22 protein-coding genes are annotated in these 20292 nt (G+C 66.2%); 8 read left to right on the top strand and 14 right to left on the bottom strand.

Annotated elements, in window-relative coordinates; translation table 11 throughout:
- Positions 1–18 precede the first annotated feature (18 nt).
- Positions 19–486 (top strand): hypothetical protein, encoded by a 468-nt coding sequence (locus M9952_05615; GenBank protein MCO5312400.1) that lies wholly within the window; start codon positions 19–21, stop codon positions 484–486.
- Between the two features lie 43 nt (positions 487–529).
- Entirely contained in the window at positions 530–1345 is an 816-nt protein-coding gene (locus M9952_05610) for an SDR family oxidoreductase (protein ID MCO5312399.1), read from the top strand.
- Positions 1346–1440: 95 nt separating this feature from the next.
- On the opposite strand, the gene M9952_05605 is transcribed toward M9952_05610, so the two are convergent.
- Together M9952_05605 and M9952_05600 are read right to left on the bottom strand one after the other, a co-directional pair.
- Entirely contained in the window at positions 1441–2898 is a 1458-nt protein-coding gene (locus tag M9952_05605) for an aldehyde dehydrogenase family protein (GenBank protein MCO5312398.1), read from the bottom strand.
- A 112-nt stretch (positions 2899–3010) separates the two neighbouring features.
- Positions 3011–3367, bottom strand: a complete 357-nt coding sequence (locus M9952_05600; GenBank protein MCO5312397.1) for a DUF5658 family protein — start codon at positions 3365–3367, stop codon at positions 3011–3013.
- An 86-nt stretch (positions 3368–3453) separates the two neighbouring features.
- Between M9952_05600 and M9952_05595 the strand changes: the two genes are divergently transcribed.
- On the top strand, positions 3454–3876 hold the full coding sequence (locus M9952_05595) for a cyclic nucleotide-binding domain-containing protein (protein ID MCO5312396.1): 423 nt from the start codon (positions 3454–3456) through the stop codon (positions 3874–3876).
- Here the strand turns inward: M9952_05595 and M9952_05590 are convergent.
- A complete protein-coding gene (locus M9952_05590; protein MCO5312395.1) occupies positions 3848–4795 on the bottom strand; it encodes a TIGR03619 family F420-dependent LLM class oxidoreductase in 948 nt (315 codons plus the stop codon). The genes M9952_05595 and M9952_05590 overlap by 29 nt on opposite strands.
- Before the next feature lie 28 nt (positions 4796–4823).
- A complete protein-coding gene (locus M9952_05585; GenBank protein ID MCO5312394.1) occupies positions 4824–5696 on the bottom strand; it encodes an LLM class F420-dependent oxidoreductase in 873 nt (290 codons plus the stop codon).
- 80 nt (positions 5697–5776) lie between these two features.
- On the opposite strand from M9952_05585, the gene M9952_05580 reads away from it, so the two are divergent.
- Positions 5777–6880: a DUF2332 domain-containing protein gene (locus tag M9952_05580; protein MCO5312393.1), complete on the top strand. Its 1104-nt coding sequence runs from the start codon at positions 5777–5779 to the stop codon at positions 6878–6880.
- Between the two features lie 28 nt (positions 6881–6908).
- Here the strand turns inward: M9952_05580 and M9952_05575 are convergent, their stop codons facing one another.
- Complete coding sequence (locus M9952_05575; protein ID MCO5312392.1) at positions 6909–8102, bottom strand: acetyl-CoA acetyltransferase; 1194 nt, start codon at positions 8100–8102, stop codon at positions 6909–6911.
- Entirely contained in the window at positions 8099–9502 is a 1404-nt protein-coding gene (locus tag M9952_05570) for an OB-fold domain-containing protein (protein ID MCO5312391.1), read from the bottom strand. The genes M9952_05575 and M9952_05570 overlap by 4 nt, the downstream gene beginning before the upstream one ends.
- Before the next feature lie 93 nt (positions 9503–9595).
- On the opposite strand from M9952_05570, the gene M9952_05565 reads away from it, so the two are divergent.
- Positions 9596–10327: a PIG-L family deacetylase gene (locus M9952_05565; GenBank protein ID MCO5312390.1), complete on the top strand. Its 732-nt coding sequence runs from the start codon at positions 9596–9598 to the stop codon at positions 10325–10327.
- A gap of 51 nt (positions 10328–10378) precedes the next feature.
- Here the strand turns inward: M9952_05565 and M9952_05560 are convergent, their stop codons facing one another.
- Positions 10379–11023 carry a class I SAM-dependent methyltransferase gene (locus M9952_05560; GenBank protein MCO5312389.1) on the bottom strand — a complete coding sequence of 215 codons (645 nt, stop codon included), beginning with the start codon at positions 11021–11023 and terminating at the stop codon, positions 10379–10381.
- Positions 11024–11088: 65 nt separating this feature from the next.
- Here M9952_05560 and M9952_05555 point away from each other — a divergent pair, with 65 nt between their 5' ends.
- Positions 11089–12330, top strand: a complete 1242-nt coding sequence (locus tag M9952_05555; protein MCO5312388.1) for a CoA transferase — start codon at positions 11089–11091, stop codon at positions 12328–12330.
- A 49-nt stretch (positions 12331–12379) separates the two neighbouring features.
- Here the strand turns inward: M9952_05555 and M9952_05550 are convergent, their stop codons facing one another.
- Genes M9952_05550 through M9952_05525 form a run of 6 tightly spaced genes read right to left on the bottom strand, consistent with a single transcriptional unit; the run spans position 12380 to position 17559 of the window.
- Positions 12380–12709 carry a hypothetical protein gene (locus tag M9952_05550; GenBank protein ID MCO5312387.1) on the bottom strand — a complete coding sequence of 110 codons (330 nt, stop codon included), beginning with the start codon at positions 12707–12709 and terminating at the stop codon, positions 12380–12382.
- Positions 12706–13092, bottom strand: coding sequence for a hypothetical protein (locus M9952_05545; protein MCO5312386.1), 387 nt, complete (start codon positions 13090–13092; stop codon positions 12706–12708). Before M9952_05545 ends, M9952_05550 begins: the two co-directional genes overlap by 4 nt.
- 52 nt (positions 13093–13144) lie before the next feature.
- Complete coding sequence (locus M9952_05540; protein MCO5312385.1) at positions 13145–13822, bottom strand: TetR/AcrR family transcriptional regulator; 678 nt, start codon at positions 13820–13822, stop codon at positions 13145–13147.
- Complete coding sequence (locus M9952_05535; protein MCO5312384.1) at positions 13798–14676, bottom strand: LLM class F420-dependent oxidoreductase; 879 nt, start codon at positions 14674–14676, stop codon at positions 13798–13800. Before M9952_05535 ends, M9952_05540 begins: the two co-directional genes overlap by 25 nt.
- Positions 14676–16298, bottom strand: a complete 1623-nt coding sequence (locus M9952_05530; protein ID MCO5312383.1) for a FadD3 family acyl-CoA ligase — start codon at positions 16296–16298, stop codon at positions 14676–14678. The genes M9952_05535 and M9952_05530 overlap by 1 nt, the downstream gene beginning before the upstream one ends.
- A 28-nt stretch (positions 16299–16326) precedes the next feature.
- Complete coding sequence (locus tag M9952_05525) at positions 16327–17559, bottom strand: CoA transferase (protein ID MCO5312382.1); 1233 nt, start codon at positions 17557–17559, stop codon at positions 16327–16329.
- A gap of 109 nt (positions 17560–17668) precedes the next feature.
- Between M9952_05525 and M9952_05520 the strand changes: the two genes are divergently transcribed.
- Both M9952_05520 and M9952_05515 read left to right on the top strand, forming a co-directional pair.
- A complete protein-coding gene (locus tag M9952_05520; GenBank protein ID MCO5312381.1) occupies positions 17669–18163 on the top strand; it encodes a DUF2505 domain-containing protein in 495 nt (164 codons plus the stop codon).
- A 40-nt stretch (positions 18164–18203) separates the two neighbouring features.
- Entirely contained in the window at positions 18204–19409 is a 1206-nt protein-coding gene (locus M9952_05515) for a phosphatidylinositol-specific phospholipase C1-like protein (GenBank protein MCO5312380.1), read from the top strand.
- A gap of 25 nt (positions 19410–19434) precedes the next feature.
- Here the strand turns inward: M9952_05515 and M9952_05510 are convergent, their stop codons facing one another.
- Positions 19435–20247: an SDR family oxidoreductase gene (locus M9952_05510; GenBank protein MCO5312379.1), complete on the bottom strand. Its 813-nt coding sequence runs from the start codon at positions 20245–20247 to the stop codon at positions 19435–19437.
- Positions 20248–20292 lie beyond the last annotated feature (45 nt).

The raw sequence follows: 20292 nt of genomic DNA, 5'->3' as shown, positions 1-20292 counted from the left end.
TCCGACCGAAGAATCGCTATGACAACGATTGACGACGTGCTCATGGAATTGAGCGATGCGGGCGAGGACGTCCTCGTCGTGTCGAAGGCGCGTCGACTCCCTCTCGAGCGATGGCGCAATCGAGCATCCGCCCTACCCGACAGCGGACTCGTGCACACGGTCGTAACGAACCGTCAGGTCGTGTTTACGCCGCGCCATAAGTTCACCAGCGATCTCGGATCCGCCGCGCCGATCACCCGACCGATCGACGAGGTGACCCGCGCCTTTCGGCCGCACCCGAAGCTGCGCAATGAAACCCTCTGTGTGGAATTCGCCGATTCGTCGACCGCCCGTTTTGAGTTGCCGAGCCGTGAACAGGCGGACCTGTGGCTCCATGGCCTCAGCGTCGCCCTTCGGGACCTCCACCGTTGGGATGCCCTCCGCCGCGACGACCGATCGTTGTTTCCGAATGACGGCGACCCTGCCACCCCTCCCGGCAGAACCTGAATCGACCCGTCGTCGACAGCGGGTAGGGCGTAGGGTCGCGCCTATGACGCTGCCAGCACCTAGTGCCACTTCGACCGCGATCGTCACCGGGGCATCGAGCGGCATCGGTGTCGAGCTCGCCCGTGAGCTCGCAGGTCGCGGCCACGGGGTCACCCTCGTGGCCCGGCGCGAGGATCGCCTGCGCTCCCTCGCCACCGACCTCACCGACCGACACGGCATCCGCGCCGAGGTGGTCGCCGCGGATCTCACCGATCCGGATTCACGGTCGGCAATCCTGACCACCCTCGCCGACCGTGGGCTCGCCGTCGACATTCTCGTGAACAACGCGGGGCTCTCCACGGTGGGTGCCGTGGCGGAGTGCGACCCCGACCGCGAGTTGGCGATGGTTCGCACCGACGTCGAGGCGGTCGTGCATCTGTGCAGCCTCACCATCCCCGACATGGTCCGCCGCGGCCGGGGCGCGGTGCTCAACGTCGCTTCCACGGCCGCGTTTCAGCCGATCCCCGGGCAAGCCGGCTACGCGGCGAGCAAGGCGTTCGTGTTGTCGTACTCCCAGGCGGTGGGCGAAGAGCTCGTCGGCTCAGGCGTCACGGTCACGGCACTGTGTCCGGGGCCGGTCGCCACCGAGTTCGGCGACACCGCCGGTTTCGACCTCGACGACGTCGACTCGTCGTTGCCGAAGTTCATGTGGGTGCCAGCCAGCGATGTTGCCCGTCAGGCGGTCGCCGCGCTCGATGCCGGCCGTGGCGTCGTCATTCCCGGCCTCCCCAACCGCATCAGTGCGCACACCGCCGCGATCACCCCGCGCCGCGTCTTGCTGCCGATCCTGCGCCGCCGACACCCGGGCCTCAAGGGTTGAGACACCAACGGGATCTGCTCCCCGCCTGACACTCACCGCTACGACGTACGGGCGGCGACGGCAGCGAACGCCGCGACGCCGCCTCGAACGCGACCTCAGCCCGGCCAGACGATCGACTGCATCTCCGAGTAGGCGTACATGCCGTAGACACCGCCGTCGCGACCGACACCGGACTGCTTGAAACCGCCGAAGGGCGCCTCATGGTTGCGCTGCAGCGAGTTGATGCCGACGTTGCCCGAGCGCAAGCGCTTGGCGACGTTGAACGCCCGGCCCGTGTCGGAGCTGAAGATGTAGCTGTAGAGCCCGAAGTCCGAATCGTTGGCAATGGCGATCGCCTCGTCGTCGTCGTCGAAGGGTACGACGGCCACGACGGGGCCGAAGATCTCCTCGCGAACCGCCGTCATCTGCGCGGTGGCGTCGGTGATGAGCGTCGGGTTGACGTAGAACCCGGTCTCGACCTGGGGTGAGTCGCCGCCGACGGCGATCGTCGCACCTTCGTCGCGCGCCGATTGGATGTAGCCCATCACCCGCTCGCGATGCGCTGCGGTGATGACCGGTCCGACGACGGTCTCCTTGTCGAGCGGGTCGCCCACCTTCATGTGCTGGGCTGCCGCGGTCAGCCCGCCGACCAGCTTCTCGTACACGCCGCGTTGGACGATCACCCGGGTCGGCGAGGTGCAGATCTGTCCCGAGTGGAAGCCCCACACCGAGGCAATACCGCCGATGGCGGCCTTGAGATCGGCGTCGTCATAGACGATGCACGCACCCTTACCGCCGAGTTCCAACAACAGGCGCTTCATGTCGCCGCCTGCAACCTCGCCGATGCGACGCCCCACGCCCGTCGACCCGGTGAAACTCACCATGTCGACGTGCCGAGAGCTCACGAGTGCTTCGGAGGCGGCGATATCGGTTCCGGTCGTGACGTTGACGACGCCCGGGGGAAAGCCCGCCTCGATGAGTGTTTCGGCGAGCGCGAACACCCCGAGCGGGTCCTGAGGTGCCGGCTTCATGACGACGGTGTTTCCCATCGCCAGCGCCGGAGCGATCTTGCCGGCCATGTTCGTGCCCGGAACGTTGTACGAGGCGAGACAACTCACCACACCTACCGGCGCACGGTTGACCGCTGCCGAGATGATGCCGCCGGGGGCGAGCGGCGTGGTCGGCATGATCACCGGCTCGATCGGGGTGATGGTCGGGTCGAGCGCGGCGCGGGCATAGCGACGCAGACGAGCCGACACCTGGCTGTACTGCATCATCTTGACCGTGCGCACCGTGGCACCGGTCTCGGCCTGCACGATCGGAACGAGTTCCTTCGACTTCGCATCCCACAGGTCGGCGGCCTTGTTCAGCAGTTCGGCCCGGTACTCCGGCTTCGTCTGCGACCACGACCCGAACGCCTCGGCGGCGGCGGCGGTCGCGTCGAGGTTCTGTTGCACCGACGCCTGCGGGGCCAACCCGACCACTTCCTCGGTGGCCGGATTGATGATCTCGTAGCTGCCGAGTTCCCCGTCGACGAGATCGCCGCCGATTCGAATCTGTGCGTTGGTCGTCATCTGACGCATCCCCCATGAGCTTCACGAAGTCAATTGTGCGCCCACGGTACACCGCCCCTGACGATGTGTCAGAAACGCAACCCGGCACGGCGGTCCACGCCGTCCACCTCGTTCAACCTCGGTAAAAGTTGACGATCAGCGAGATGTTCCACGCCACCACCGCCACGTAGAACAACAGCACCGCGGTCACGGCTCGTTCGGCGAGCCTCGACGCGGCCGGTGCTGCAAACAACAACACCGTGACCGCCAGGCAGACGGCGAGCTTGGTGAGCCACGGGTAGGTCGGATGGTTCATCACATCCGACATCACCGGGTTCGCTTCGGTGCCCCCGAGCGACAGGACGACCTTGGTCGACACCACATCGATGAGGTTCAACAGCATCAACCCCGCAGCCAACAGCCAACGCCGCACCGAGATCACGGCCGCGGTCTTGGGAGGTGTTGGCATTGTCGAATCGGAATTGGTCACGCATGTCCTCCACATCGGGTCACCGACCGAACCTTCGGCGCACGGTAAGGAACGCCACGCCCGATGACAAGGGGTAGCCTGCGGTCATGATCAAACGAAATGACCGGCTGGCCGCGTTCCGCTCCATCGCGTTGTTTCGCGCGTGCAGCGACGAGGAACTCGGCCAGATCGACGCAGTATCCGACGAGGTTCGCATCGAGGCCGGGCGCGACCTCATACGCCAAGGCGACCTCGGCCGCGAATTCATCGTGTTGGTCGACAGAGCGGTCACGGTGTCGCGCGACGGAGAAGAGGTCGCCACACTCGGACCGGGCGCGCATTTCGGCGAACTCGCGCTCCTCGTCGATCAGCCACGAAACGCCACCGTCACCGCCATCACCCCGGTCACGGCACAGGTCATCGACCGTCGCGGCTTCCAGAGCATGCTCGACGGCTCACCGCATCTGACCAAGAACCTGCTGGTGTCGTTGGCCCGCCGCCTCAGCGAGATTGAAGAACAGCAGCACTGACCTGCGGCCACACCTCGGCACCGAATCGTTCGATCTGTTCGACCATCTCGGCCGCGGATCGTGCAGCAAAGCGGACCTGCAACTGGTTCGCCCCGACCCCGAGATAGCGCGTCAGGCGCACGGCCATCTCCTCACTCGACGTTGTACCGAACGTGCCCGAGGGCAACTCCCAATCGCCGCCGACCTCACCCAGGTGCAACGGCTCGCTCATCATGCCGATGTCGACCGCCTCGGCGATTCCGGCTTCTGAACGCAGCGCTCGCAACAACTCCACGGCCTTGCGAAATCCCATCGACGGGGTCCCCTGAGGGAGCCATCCGTCGCCGAGCAGCGCCGCGCGCCGGATCGCCGCCTCGGAACTTCCTCCCACCCAGATCGGTGGGCCCTCGCGCCGCGGCGATCGAGGCTCGACCGATGCCCCTTCGAATCGCCCGGTGGTCAACGCCTCTCGCAACACCGGCAGCGCCGCATCCAACGTTGCACCGCGCCGCTTGAACGTCGCTCCGAGTTGGGCGAACTCTTCTTCGACATGGCCGATTCCGACGCCGAGAATCGCCCGTCCACCCGACAACACATCGAGAGTGCTGAACGACTTGGCCACGACGAGCGGGTGGCGATACGGCACCACAAAGACGTGGCTCAACAGGTTGAGCCGCTCGGTCTTCGCTGCTAGCCATCCGAGAGTGGCGACGGTGTCATACCACGTCGCCCCCATGGCCTCGACCTTGTCGGCCGGGATCGCGATGTGGTCGCACACCGCGACGTAGAAGGCCCCGGCCCGATCGGCCGCCTGTGCCACCCGGGCAAGCTCGTCCGGACCGGCGGCGTCCTCCCACGGCTGGACGAACAGCGAACTCTGCGACTGGATCGGAAGCTGCATCCCCCATTCGACCGCGTCGGCTGCGATGACTGAACTCACGGGCAGGTCCTCTCGTCGTGGCGAAACCTCAGCCGATGACGTCCATCAAGGCCGAGACCGCCCACATCTGTTCGGCGAGGCGTTCGAGTTCCGCGGTCGTGCACGACAGGATGACACGGTGAGCCCCAGCGGCCCGAATCGCCTCGACGGCCGCCTCGTCGATCGATGCGAGCGAGCCCCGCAGCGTCAACTCGATGGCGTCGGGATCGCGGCCGACCGACTCGGCACTGCGGCGCATCTCGACCATGCGTCGTGCGAGGTCGTCGCCGGTCACACCGAGGGGCTGAAACCCGTCTCCGCGAAGACCGGCCCGACGTGCCGCCGCCATCGAATGCCCACCGATGTGAATCGGCACCCCGCCCGGCTGAAGGGGTTTGGGGTACGACATGGCACCCTCGAAGCTGAAGTACTCACCGTGGAAATTCGCCGGGGACTCGTTCCACGCAGCCCGCATCGCGTCGATCAGCTCGTCGGTTTGCCGACCACGACAGTCGAAACGACCGCCGCATGCCTCGATCTCCTCGCGCATCCAGCCGACGCCGAGGCCAACCATCGCACGCCCCGATGAGTAGAGGTCGAGGGTGGCGAGGCGCTTCGCCAGCATCAGTGGGTGGTGGTGCGGAGCCACCAGCACGCTCGTACCGAGACGGATGCGATCGGTCACCGCCGCGAGGTAACACAGCACATCGATCGGATCGGGGATCGCACAGTCGTTGCGAAGCGGCACCCGCCCCGATTCCGCGTAGGGGTAGACGTCGCGGTGTCCGTCGACCATCACGATGTGTTCGACGAGGTATACCGACTCGAACCCGCTCGCCTCGGCATCGGCCACGAACGACCGCATCCATTCCGGATCACCGGCGACGCCTGCGCCGTACGGCAAACTCAAACCGAACTTCATGGATTCGACGCTACAGCCGACGACGGTGTCGAATCGGTCGGGGCAGGGATGCTGCGGGCAACCTGTGCCATCGTTGACGGATGGACCTCGCCCGTCTCGAAGGCTGGTTTCGGCGCTTCGCCGACATCGAGTGCCGCGACCTGCCGATGTATCACCGACTGTGCCACGGCGTCGCCGACCATAGCGACCTGCTGGAGCGCCTGCTCATCGCCGCACCCGGTCAATGGCGACCGAACCTGATGCTGGCGGCCCTGCACGACATCGTGTTGTGGGACCCAGAGGTGCCGCTTGCTCGCTGGTACCCCACGGTCGGTGGCGCACCTGACGCCGCTGGCGATCTCATCGACGCCGTCCGCTCGACGATCGAGACCCACCCGAATCGGTTCGCCGAACTCATCGCCACCCGCTCGACCCAGACCAACGAGGTCAACCGGTCGACCCTGTGGCCGTTGGCCCTCGCGGCAGCGACCGCCGATGTGGATGCCGAGGTTGCGCTGCTGGAGATCGGCCCCTCGGCGGGGCTGAACCTGCGATTCGACGAATATGACATTCGCTATGTCGATTCATCAGGTGGGACGGTCGGGAGATTCGGCACCCGGTCATCGCCAGTGCATCTGCGCTGCGAGGTGCGGGGCGACGCTCCGACAGTGCGCCATCACGTCGAATCCACGGCGACCGTCCCCCCGATCGTCGCCCGCATCGGCATCGATGCCGCGCCGGTCGACCTGGGAGACCCCGACCAACGTCGATGGCTCAAGGCCTGCATCTGGCCCGAGCAGATCGAACGCCATGAACGATTCGATGCCGCGGCCAGCCACATGGTTCGCCGCCAGGCCATCGACCCTCTCACCCTGATCCGTGATGACGCGCTCGACGGCTTATTCGACGCGGTCGAGCGGTTCCCCGCTGAGGCCCACCTCGTGGTGATCAACAGCTGGATGATGACCTACCTGCACCGCGACCGGCGCAGTGCCTTCGACCGAGCACTCGACCTACTGGGCGACACCCGCACCCTGACCCACATCAGCGCCGAGGGCGAGGGGGTCGAGTCATGGGTGCCGGCGGGCGACGGCCCGACCGACGACACCGTCGTGGGCATCTCGCGGTGGCGCCAGGGTGTGCGCAGCGACCAGCGCTGGGCGCTGTGCCATCCGCACCTGACCTGGTTCGCGCCGCTCGATTGAGCGGCACGAACCGATGTCGTGATCAGAATCAGCCGAGTTGGGATCCGTAGATTCCGACGAAGCTCACCATCTCGCCCGGGTATCCACCGAGGTTGTGGGTGAGGGCGAGGCCGCGATCCGCGGTGGCGATGCGCCGCTCCTCGGGGGCTTCGCCACGCAGCTGCAACCAGGCTTCGTAGATCATGCGCAGACCGGACGCTCCGACCGGGTGGCCGAAGCTCTTCAGGCCCCCATCGGGGTTCACCGGCAACTGGCCGCCAAGGTCGAACACCCCGGCGTTGACGTCCTGCCATGCCTCGCCGCGCTTGGAGAAACCAAGGTCCTCCATCAGCACCATCTCGGTCGGGGTGAAGCAGTCGTGCACCTCGGCCATGGCGAGCTGGTTGAGCGGATCGGTGATACCGGCCTGTTGGTAGGCATCATTGGCCGCCGCCTCGCACTCACGGAAGGTCGTGTAGTCATAGGTCGAGTCGATGAGGCCCGAACCGTTGCCGGCCACGAACGACAGCGCTTTCACATACAGCGGCTTGTCGGTGTACTTGTGCGCATCCTCGGCGCGCACGACGATGGCTGCGGCCGAACCGTCGGCCACGCCCGCGCAGTCCATGACCGAGAGCTGACCGGCAACCGCCGCCATCTTGCAGATTGCGTCAACCTCCATCTCGCGGCGATACATCGCCTTGGGGTTGCGGGCACCGTTGAAGTGGTTCTTCGACGCGATCCGGGCCACGGTGCGGCGCAACTCGTCGCGGTCGACGCCGTATTTCTCTGCGTACGCCGGCAGCACCAGGCTGAACATCGCCGCCGCGGTCAGCGTGCGGGCGGTGCCGTCGTTCGGGATCGGGAACGCGTTGAGCCCCTGATAGCCAGAGTCCTTCACCTTCTCGACGCCGATGGCCATGGCGGTGTCATACGCACCCGAGGCAACGGCGTAACACGCCTGGCGCAGAGCCTCGGATCCGGTGGCGCAGAAATTCTCGACGCGGCTCACCGGCTTGTTATCGAGCTTGAGAGCCGAGGCGAGCGGAACGCCCGACATCGCCGACTGAGCGGTCCCGAACCAGAACGCGTCGACGTCGTCCTTGGCCATTCCGGCCGACGCGAAGGTCTCCTGGGCGGCGTCGATCAACAGGTCGTCGGCGCCTTTGTCCCAATGCTCCTTGAACGGGGTGCATCCCATCCCGACGATGGCGACGCGGTCCTTGATGCCATGGCTGCTCATCGGATGGGCCTCGCTTTCCAGAAGTAGTTGGAGATGCCGTCCGCGCTGTTGATGCGGCGGAAGGTCATGTCGACCCGGTCGCCCACGGCGATCGCGTCCTGGGTGACGTCGCAGACCTCGACGGGCAGACGCCCGCCACCGTCGAAGTCGACGACGGCGAAGATGACCGGCGGACTCGGCGAGTAGACGAGACGGTCGACGGTGAAGGTCACGATCGTGCCGGCGGCGTCCGCCATCGGCCACGGTTCCATGTCGTCGACGTTGCCGCCCTCGAAGCTCACGCGCGCCGGCGGGAGGTGCACGGCGCCGGACTCGCGGTCCTTCGACCCGACGAATCCGTATTTCCAGTCGTAGCTGCGCCCGGCGGCCGAGCCGGAGGAGCGGGCGGGTTCCGGGCGATTGGGCGGGTTCGGCACGAGCGTGCCGCGCCAGGCGAGGAACTTGTTGTACGGCAGCGAAGTGTTGCCGGCCTCGATCTGCGATGCCACCGAACGTGCGGGGGTGTAGGAGCCGATGGCATCGGTGGTGCGGAAGATCAACACGTCAGCGCCGTCGGCGAGCGAAATGAGCGCAACCGTCTGGCCGGGGGTCGCCCCCTCGAGCCACTCGACGAGTTGGACCATGGCCTCGGCCGATCCGGCGTTACCGATGGTGGAGGAATGGTCGACGGCGTTCGCCTTGCCAAGCCTCTTCGCCAGCGCGTTGTTGGCGCGGGTGTGCGGACCGGCGACGAGCACCGCATCGACCCCGTCGGCGTCGAGCCCGGTGGAGTCGAGCGCCGCGTTGAAGGCCTCGAGGCCGCGGTTCAGGTATTGAGTCTCGCTGAAGCGCTCTTCCCAGGCCTTGGTGCGCACCTCGCCCGGGGCGCGCCAGCGGTCGAGGAACTCATGGGTGCTCGACGCGCCGCCAAGGTACTCGGCGATGACCGCACCCGCACTGTCGTCGCCCACCAAAACGGCCGCGCCGGCGTCACCACCGGCCGACTCGTCGGGCGAGTTGGCCGGGCCGGTCCGGATGTCCGCGGCCGTCGCCAGGACCGTGTCGGAGCTTCGCACCGCGCTACGCAGGACCCCGATGCCCGAACGCAGCGCGCCGGTGGCATCGAAGGCCGCGACCGAGGTCGGTAACCGCAGCGCGGCGTGCACGACCGAAGCGTTGGTCTTTTCGGCATACGTCGGCGCCGAGGTGGCGAACCACAGGGTCTCCGGTGACACATCGGTTCCGACGACCCGGCTTCGCAGCGCCAATCGGCCCGCCTCAACCGCCAGGGTCGTGGTGTCTTCGTCGTAGGAGGCGACACTGCGAACGCCGGCGCCACGACCACCGTGGAACGCCGCGATCGCCGATCGCTCGAGGCGCCAGTACGGCACATATGCCGCGGCGCTGATGATTCCTCGCATGCCGCAAAGTGTACGCCGTTTCTGACGATCCGTCAGAAACGGCCGGTGGGAGACCGTCCGTCCCGGCACCGAGCCGCGACGTAGCCTCGGGGTATGGCCACCTCAACACCCGCCTTGTTCGACGTCGTTCCCGAAAACTGGGAGCGGGCCCTCGCCATCGTGGCCCATCCCGACGACCTCGAATACGGCGCTGCCTCCGCCATCGCCCGGTGGGCCTCACAGGGCAAGCACATCACCTACCTGTTGGTGACCTGCGGCGAGGCGGGGATCGACTCGATGCCGCCCGATGAATGCGCGCGGGTGCGCATGCAGGAGGAGATCGATTCCGCCGCAGTGGTCGGCGTGGAACGGGTCGAGTTCCTCGGCCACCCCGACGGCCTGGTCGAGGCATCGCTGGCGCTGCGACGCGATCTGGTCGGGGCAATTCGGCGACACCGACCCGACGTGTTGATCGGGCTGAACTTCCGCGAGACCTTCCCGTTCGGCGGGTTCAACCACGCCGACCACCGAGCCACCGGTTGGGCGATCCTCGACGCAGCACGCGATGCGGCGAATCGCTGGCTCTTCGTCGGCCACGGCGGCGCCCCACACGCCGCTCGCTTCGCGCTGTTCGCCAACTCCCCACAGGCAAACACCTACGTCGACATCGGCGACACCGTGCACCTCGGGGTCGAGTCACTTCGGGCGCACGGAATCTATCTTGCAGCCTTGGCCGACGGCACCGCCGGCAAGGATCCCGAGCCGTTCATCCGCGGGATGGCCACCGCGGCCGGCGAGGCCGTCGGCGTCGATTCAGCGGTGTTGTTCGAACGCATCGACCTGTAGACCGGCACCTCAGGCCGGGTTCGTCAGGCCGGGTTCGTCAGGCCGGGTTCGTCAGGCCGGGTTCGCCGCAGTGATCAACGAGGTGTAGCCGATGAATTTCGGGGTGCTGTTGAGGTAGCGCTGCGAGGCGTCGATGTCGATGAACCCGGCGTCGCTCAGCATCGCCACTGGATCACGATCGAGGTGACATCCACCTCCGAGACGCTTCTGGATCGGGTTGAGACGCCGCTGCCAACGCACGACCGACTCATCCGGAGCGAGGCCATGTTCCAACACGTGCAGCTTCGCCCCCGGCTTCAAGATCCGGCGCAGTTCGCCCAAGGCGGCCGCCACATCAGGAATCGTGCACAGCGCGAATGTCACCAGTCCAGCGTCCGCCACATCGTCATCGACGGGAACGCGGGCCCCATCGAGACCGACGAATTCGACATCGACCGATGAGGCGGCCACCCGCGCTGCAGCCCGATCGCGGCTCAGTTCCGATGGTTCAACCGCCAGCACCCGCGTGACGTCCGGCGGATAGAACTCGACGTTGGGCCCCGCGCCAAACCCGACTTCGATGACCGTGCCGACCAATCCGGCGGTGGCCTTCGGGCGTAGGCGACGAATCCCGGGAGCGTTGCACGCCCGCTCGACAAATCGCGGCAACACCCGCTGCTCGTACCACCGCGCAATGCCCGATATCGGCGAACCCATGCTGCGACGCTACCAATCCGAGCCGTCCTCTGACGATCCATCAGGTTCGCGCCTACGCTTCGCCCATGCGCGTCGGAGACATCGCCAACGAAGAAGCCCTCCCGTTCGGAAAGCCCCTCGAAGGCGTCCGAATTCTCGCCGCCGAACAGATGCAGGCGCTGCCCTGGGCGACCCAGCTCCTGGCGCGGCTCGGTGCGGAGGTCGTCAAGGTTGAGCACCCGGTCCACGGCGAGTCGGGCCGGGCCTCGCTGCCGGGCATGACCGACCCCGAGGGCCGCAACGTGGGCGCTACCTTCCTGCGCAACAACCTCAACAAGCGAAGCGTCGGACTCGACCTCAAGCACCCCAAAGGCCGCGAGCTGTTCATCGAGATGGCCGGACAGTTCGACATCGTCGCCGAGAACTTCAAGGCCGGCACGATGCAGCGCCTCGGCTTGGGCTACGACACCCTGTCGAAAATTCACCCCTCGCTCATCTACGTCTCGGTGTCGGGATTCGGCAACACCGGCGAGTCGCCGTATCAGGACTGGCCGGCGTACGCCCCTGTGGCCGAAGCCATGTCGGGTATCTACGAGTACTCACGCCGCGAGGGCGAACCGCCACGGATCCTGCCCGTCGGCGCACTCGGCGACATCGGCACCGGCCTCTTCGCCACGATCGGCATCCTCGCCGCGCTGCAACACCGCCAACGCACCGGGGTCGGCCAGTACGTGGACATCGCGATGCTCGACTCGCTGGTCTCGATCACCGACGTCGTCACGACGATCTGGGCGATGGGCATGCGGCCGAATTCGCTCAGCGGCATCATGAACGCTTTCAAGGCCTCCGACGGCTATTTCGCGGTGCAGGTCGTGCGCGAGCACCAGTTCGAGAACCTGGCGAAACTCATCGGCGCCGAGTGGTGGCTGACCGACGAACGCCTCGCGGATCGCTCGCTCTGGTTCCAGAACACCGACTCGGTCATTCGGCCGACGTTCGAGCAATGGGCGTCGCACTACACCCGCCTCGAAGCCTGCGACCTCATGGGCAAGGCCGGCATCGCCGCCGGACCGGTGGCGCACCCCGACGAGATCCCCACCGACCCCCACGTCCTCGCCCGCAACATGATCACCGAACTCGAGCGCACCGACGACAGCGACGTACCGGTCTACATCCCCGGGAACCCGGTCAAGATGTCGAAGGTCGCGGATGGACCCGACACTCGCATCCCCTGGGTCGGCGAACACACCGATTCGGTCCTCCGCGAGGAGTTGGGCATCGACTCCGGGCGTCTCGCAGAGCTTCGTGCCGAGGGCGTCATCAACTGAGCGCAGCCGCCTCTGCGTTCCAGCCACGGCGGCACACCGCAGCCACACCTCAACTACAGGCCGCGGCACACAACGCCCGGTCGGGTTGTTCCACATCGGTCATCGTCACCGCCCAACCTGCATGGGTCTGGGCGACATCGATCTCGACGGTCGTCCCGGCGAACACGGGGCGAATCATCGAGATCCGAAGATCGCGAACTCGTCCCCCGAACGTGGACACAACCACTGCCTCCATCAGCGCCGAAAGATGCGGCGTCGACATGATGATGTGGCGCAGTCCCGCCGCCTGCGCGGCATTTCGGTCGTGGTGAACCGCAACGTCCACGCCGAACGCCGACGAACCACTCCGGATGAATTCCTCGGTGACCTCGATCCTCACGTCACAGCAGCCTTCGGGTGATAGCCAAAGGCCTCATAGCTCTCGACGGCGACGACCGTACCCCCGGCATCGAGATGTTCGACGTCGATGCGCCAGCTTCGCCCCCGCCCGATCGAGCGGTCCTGCTCACGCCCCACCGTGCGCAGGATCTGCTGGTGGGAGTACCGTCCGCCGATCGCCGGCGCCGACTCCGCCACGACGCGATGCTCGGTGATCAACGCGTGGCGATAGCCGAGCGCCTCCTTCACATCGAAGTGCAGTTGCAGTGGATTGGGCTCCGCACACGCGCGCATGAGTACCGACCACGCCGCCAGCGGTACGCCAACCTCGCCGGTTCCGGCCACCGCAGCGTTCATCTGCTCGACCACCTGCGAATCCAGCACCCATTGTGCCGATTGCCGGTATCGAGGTCGACCGATCCAGTCGGCGACCGCGTCACCGCGTTGGCTTGGCACCACAGATCGACGAATACAGGAGCCGTTCCAACGCTCGCTGCGTGTCGGGCACCGCGATGCCGTGCACTGCGAAGTCGTTACGGTGCCCCGCGGTGTGCGACAGCATCGACACCAGAATTCCGGCCACCGCCATCGGGTTGATGTCGGCGGGATGCTTGCCGGCGTCGCGGAACCGACCGATGAGGTCCGCGAGTTCCACCGTCAACTCGTTGAGCAATTTGGTGCGGATGGAGCGAAATCGCGTGTCGCCCTCGGCCGAGGTGAGATCGAGCACCCGCATGAGCGCGGCGTTGTCGTCCCAGAACGCGAAGAACGCCGCGACGATCTCCGCACACGTGTCGTACGCGTACTTCAACCTCCAGTCACCCTCACCGACGATACGGGTGAGCCGATGATTGCCGTCCTCGGCCATCTGCTCGACCAGGCTGACCAACGCGGACTCGACGTCGGGGAAGTACTGATAGAAGGTCGCCGGAGACGTGCCAGCCTCACGGGCGATGTCGACGACCTTGAGGTCGCGGTAGCTCGTCTCCTGCAACATGTTGAGCGTGCACGCGATGAGCCGCTCGCGGGTCGCACGGCCGCGACGGCCGGGCACGCGACCGTCGGCGGCGCGTAGGTCGTCGCTCGTGTTCACCCCTGGGTCGGTGTGATCCATTGCTCTCCGTACGAGCCGACGAGGTCGAGCGCGTGCTCGAGCGACTCGGGGGTCATCACCCCTTGGGCGATCCACGCCGAGGTGGTCAGCGCGGTGACGCCGGCGGCGTCGAGCCTCTCCAACTTGTCCGGGGTCGGCAGCGCCAACGCCGAGACGACCATGTCGTAGGGTTCATCCGCGACGCCGAGTTCCTCTCGATAGGCACGAATCGATGCCGCGTGCTGCTCGATCTCGCCGACCCGATACTGCGCACCCACCCACCCGTCGTTGCGCGCGGCGCGACGCAGCGCCAACTCGGAGTGACCGCCGATCCAGATCGGCACCGGCTTGGAGGGGGCTGGACGCATCTCGATGGCCGGGAAATCGTAGAACTCACCGTGAAACTCGACGAACCCGCCCTTCCAGATCGCGCGCAGCACCTCGAACATCTCGTCCATCCGCCGACCGCGGTTGGTGAAGGATTCGCCGACGACGTCGAACTCCTCGCGCATCCAGCCCACACCGACGCCGAGGCGGACCCGGTTGTCGGACAGCCGAGCCAGCGAGCCCAACTGCTTGGCCAACAGCACCGGCTCACGCAGCGGAGCGATGAACACCGAAGTGTGCATCGTGATGCGCTCGGTCACCGCGGCGATTGCGGCCATCGTCACCCAGGGGTCAGGGAAATCCCAAGCCGGGTCGTACTGCGGCGTCCCGTCGGGACTGTAGGGGTACTTCGACTGCAGGTCCTTCGGGTAAAAGACGTGGTCGCTCAACGCCAGGTGTCCGAACCCCGCCGCTTCGGCCGCTTTGGCGACCGGGACGTACCACTCGGTAGGAATCCCCATCAGGGACTGGTTGAATTCGACGGTCATCAGCGGTTCCCTTCCGCCGCGGCGTGGTCGCGGAGTTCGTACTTGAGCACCTTGCCCGCGGCGTTGAGCGGGAACTCCTCGACGATGCGGAAGGTGCGCGGCACCTTGTAGTTCGCCATGTTCTCCCGTGCCCACTCCCGCAATTCCTCCGGGGTGGCGCTCACGCCCGGACGAAGCTGAACGTACGCGAATCCGACCTCGCCCATTCGTTCGTCGGGCACCCCGACGACAGCGCTTGCGGCGATCGCCGGATGGGTGCTGAGGATCGACTCGATCTCGGCCGGATAGGCGTTGAACCCGCCGGTGATGAACATGTCCTTCATCCGGTCGGTGATGCGCAGATAGCCGTCGGGGTTAAGGATGCCGATGTCGCCGGTGTGCAACCAGCCGTCGGGGTCGATCGTCTCTGCGGTCTGTTCTGGGGCCTCAAAATAGCCGAGCATGACCTGGTAGCCACGCACGATCACCTCACCGGGTTCGCTTGCGGCGACGTCGCTGCCTGACTCATCGACGGTGCGGATCTCACAGCCGGGAATCGCCCGGCCCGAGTAATTGGCGATGATGTCGATCGGTGTGTCGTGGCGCGAGACCGTCACGATGCCCGAGGTTTCGGTGAGCCCGTACGCGGTCAGCACGGTGTCGAATCCGAGGATCTCGCGCATGTCCTCGATGAGTTGCACGGGAACACTCGACGCCCCGGTGACCGCCAGGCGAAGGCTCGCCACCTTGTCGCGTTCGAACGCTGGATGGTTGATGATGGTCTGATAGATGGTGGGCGGGCCCGGGAGGCAGGAAATACGTTCGGCCTCGATGGTGGCGATCGCCTCGTCGACATCGAAGGTGGCCTGGGGAACGAGGGCGGCGCCGCGAACGAGGCTGGCCACGATTCCCGCCTTGTACCCGAACGAGTGGAAGAACGGGTTGATGCACAGATACCGGTCCTCGGCCTTCAGACCCGCGAGCGACGCCCACGACTCGAAGGCGCGCACAACCTGTTCATGGGTGCACATGACCCCCTTGGGGGCGCCCGTCGTTCCCGAGGTGAACAAGATGTCGGACAGGTCTCCGGGCGACAGCGCGGCGAGACGTCGGTCGAGTTCGGCCTCGTGTTCGGCGGTGGCGCCTGCCGCGATGAAGTCGTCGCAGCTCACGGTTCCCGCCGGGACGTCTCCGCGTAGAATGACCGTCGCCTTCAGATGGGGCAGGTCGTGGCCTTCGAGCATCGACACGTAGTCGTTCCCCAGGAACCCTTGCACCGTCACCAACGCCGTGGCGCGACTGCGGTTCAAGATGTAGGCAGCCTCCCCACCCTTGTAGCGGGTGTTGAGCGGAACCACCGCAGCTCCCGCCATCTGCAGGCCGACCAGCACGACCGGCCATTCCCACGTGTTCGGCGCCCAGATCGAGACGCGATCGCCCGGCTGCACTCCGGCGGCGATGAACCCCTGCGCCGCAGCCCTCGCCCGATCGCGATACTCACGCCAGCCCAGTCGTACCGGCGGGTCGACGCTGCGGTCGACCAGCGCCTCGCGATCGCCGAACCGCTCGACCGCGTGATCCAACAGCCCGGGCACCGTCAACGTGGCGCCGACAAGATCCTCAGGCAATTCGGTGGTGGTCATCAGGTCCCCCTCGGTCGCCGTCGTCCACTCAGCCGACCGTGCCGTTGGCGCGAAGCTCAGCGATCTTCGCGGCGTCGTATCCCAACACGTCATTGAGCACGGCATCGGTGTGCTGGCCCACCGTCGGGGCCTTGGTCATCTTCGGCATGTCGACGTCCATGAACTTGAGGGGGGTTCCGATCATGTCCGCTCCCACCTCGTCGGCCGGCATCCACTCGAAGCGATCGAGGAACTGCGGGTCCTCGGCGATCGTCTTGGGAGTGTTGACCGGGGCGATCGGGGTGTTGTGTTCATCGCCGAACAGGATCCATTCGGCTGCGGTCTTGGTCAGGAACACCTCGTTGAGGATTGCCTGCAGTTCACGGTTGCCCTTGGCATGATCGCCGTATTGACTGCCCGGCCAACGCTCGAACAACTCGGGGCGACCCACGCCCTCACAGAAGTTCTTCCAGAACTCCTGCTCGGAGGCCATGAACAACACATGGCGGCCATCGGAGGTCGGGTAGAACTGATAACGCACTCCGTCGCGCATTCCGGCGGTTCCCGGTGCCCGGCGCTCGTAGTTGTCGCTCGGGTTTCCGGTGACCTCGTCCTCGGGCCGTTCGTAGGCCTTCCAGGTCTCGCTGCGCAACCAGTCCATCGCCGCGGACGCATCCGACTGTGCGATCTCCAACGCACACCCCTCGCCGGTGGCACGCGCCCCGAGGATCGCCGACACGACGCCGAACGCCCCGAACAGCGGGCCTGCGTGGATGCCGACCGATGCGTGCTCGGGGATGTAGCAGAAGCCCTCGTCGTCGCTTTCCACGTTCACCAGGCCCGCCCAGGTGTCATAGGCGATGCCGTGGCTCGGCATCTTTGCGTACGGTCCGGTCATTCCATACCCCGAGATCGTGCAGAACACGATCTTGGGGTTGATCTCGCGCAGGTCCTCATATCCGAGACCGCGTCGGGCCAGGCCGCCGGGGCGCATGCCCTCGATGACCGCATCCGCGTCCTTCACGAGCTCCTTGAACAGCTCGACACCCTCCTCGGTGCGCAGGTCGAGCACGATCGATCGCTTGCCACGACTGATGTGCAGGTGCATCAGCGACACGCCCTCGATGATCGGCCAGGTCATGCGACGGATGTAGTCGCCGGATGGAGACTCCACCTTGATCACATCGGCGCCGAGATCGACCAGATGGGTCGTGAGGGCGCCCGGGCCCAGAATCGAACATTCGATGATGCGCACTCCGTCGAGCGGTGCAGGCTTTGCCACGGGGACCTCCGAGATCTGACGAGTCGTCAGAATCTACCGCCGATCTCCCCGCCCCTCAATCACGCGACACCCGACGCGAGCCGCACACAAGGTGCAAGTATCTACCTTCGTGAGGATCGAACGACAACACACGTTTTCCGCCCCAGCACCCAAATGTTGGGAGATGTTCCACGACCCTGCCGCACACGTGGCGAAATTCGAGGGCATGGGCCACCACGGTGTCACCGTCGTCGAGCAGGACGCGACCGACACGTCGCTATCGATCACCATCACCCGCGAGGTCGATGTCGACGGTATTCCGGGGTTCGCCAAGAAGTTCCTGAGTCCGCGCAACACCGTGGTCAGCGTCGACACCTGGACCGACAACGGCGACGGCACCTACTCGGGGCAGTACACCCTCGACACCAAGGGAACGCCGATCGAGATCTCGGGAAACACCCGGCTCGACCCGGACGGCGACCAGACGATCTACTCCGTTGAGGTCGACATCCGCGTCAAGGTGCCACTCGTCGGCTCCAAGCTGGAGAACTTCGCCAAGGGCATCGCTCTCAAACAACTCGACCAGGAATTCGAACTCGCCGATGCGTGGCTCGAGTCCCACTGACGCGGACCTGGCGACCCAATCCGAACTACGGACCCTCGACATGCAACGACCCGCACGGCTCACCCGTCTCCGCGGCATCGCCGCTGCGCTCGCCGCCGCGCTCGTCGTCGCCGGATGCAGCGACGGTTCGGGCACGAATGCCGAGCGGGCCTCCTCGACCGCCGCGGCTTCGACGACCACCGCGCCCGACCCGGTCGACGCCCTGCGCCTCAACGAACTGCAGTACATCGGAACCCACAACAGCTACCACATCTCCCCGAACACCTCCGCAGCCGCAGCAACCCCTGACGAACAGGCGGGAGAGCAGGCCTCTGCGGTGGCCGGGGTCCCGATGCTCGACTACACCCACGACCCGCTCCCCCAGCAACTCGCGACCGGAACCCGGGCCTTCGAACTCGACGTCTTCGCCGACCCCGACGGCAACCTGTTCGATCACCCGATGGCTCCGACGCTGCTCGGAGAAGGCGACCCGGGCCTCCCAGCTTCGATGAGCCAGCCCGGGTTCAAGGTGTTGCACCTACCCGACATCGACTTCCGTTCGACGTGTTGGACCTTCGTCGAGTGCCTCACCGAGGTTCACGAGTTCTCCGATGCCAACCCCGACCACGTGCCGATCTTCATCCAGATCGAGCTCAAAGACGACACGTTGCCGGCGCCGCTCGACTTCACCGCCACCCTGCCCATCGGCGCCACCGAACTCGACGCGCTCGACGCTGAAATCCGCTCCGTCTTCGACGAGGAACACCTCATCACCCCCGACACGATTCGCGGCGATCACCCCACGCTCGCGGAGGCGATCGCCACCGACGGATGGCCCACGGTCGGCGAAAGTCGCGGCAAGGTCGTGTTCTTCCTCGACAACGGAGGTTCGGTTCACGACACCTACCTCGCCGGATCGCCGAACCTGCAAGGACGTGCCGCCTTCACGAGCGCAGCGGATCCCGGCGACCCGGACCGGGCCATCGTGAAGCTCAACGACCCCTTCGAGACCTCGGAGATCGCTGATGCGATCGCCGAGGGACTCATCGTGCGCACCCGAGCCGACGCCGATCTCGAACAGGCTCCCTCCAATGACGTCACGATGCGCGAAGCCGCGTTGACCTCCGGCGCCCAGATCGTCTCCACCGATTTCCCTGCCACCAAGGTCGCGGCCTCGGGGTATGTGGTCGGCTTTGGAACCGGCCTTCAGGTCCGTTGCAACGCGGTCGTGGTCACGGCCTGCCCGACCACTCCGGTCACCGGCTGATCCGGTTCGGCCCGAAGCCTAGGCGCTACAGGACCCAGGCGTCGTCGCTGCGACGCCGCCGCCAACCCGACGACGCGAGGTTGCCGCCGTCGAGATGAATCGTCGTTCCGGTCACGAAGGCGCTCAACTCACTCGCCAGGAACGCTGCGACGTTGGCAGCGTGCTCGGCCGACCCCATCGTCCCCAGGGGCGTCGGGTAGTAGCGCCCATCGCTCATCGCTGCCGACTCCTCGCTCAATCCCGCGTCTCCGGGGGTCGGGATCATGTCGGGAGCGATGCAGTTCACGCGGATACCGCGGGGCGCCAACTCGACCGCCAAGGTCCTGGTGAGGTTCTCCAGTGCGGCCTTCATCGCCGAATAGATGGAGAATCCCGGTCCGGCCCGGTGCGCCTCGATCGAGGTGACATTAATGATCGAGGCCCCCGACTCTGGCACGTGGGGCAGGCTTCGCCGGATGAAGTCGGTGACCTGGGTGAAATTCTCTGCGATGAGCGCCGCCTCGCCCTTCGCGCTGATTCCGGCAAAGGGTGCGTGGAACCCGCCACCGGCGTTGTTGACCAGCACGTCGATACCACCAAAGCGCTCGACCGCGGTTTGAACCGTCGCCTCGACCACGGCGGTATCGCGAACATCGCCCACGATCGACGCCACCGCGGCGCCTCGACGATCGAGCAGCGTCGCGGTCGCGTCGAGCACCTCGCCGGAACGGTCCACCAGCACGAGGTTGGCGCCCAGATCGGCGAAACCGGCGGCGGTGGCGGCGCCGATTCCCTGCGCAGCACCCGTGATGACCGCGGTCCGGCCGTCGAGCCTCAGGAGTCGTTCGCGTTCAGACATCACGACATCATTATCGAGGATCCATCCCGAACTACCGGATAATTG

It is taken from the genome of Microthrixaceae bacterium (genome assembly GCA_023957975.1).
Classification (GTDB): domain Bacteria; phylum Actinomycetota; class Acidimicrobiia; order Acidimicrobiales; family Microtrichaceae; genus JAMLGM01.
The sequence above is the reverse complement of the archived record's forward strand: the minus strand, read 5'-3'. Positions and strand labels throughout refer to the sequence as shown.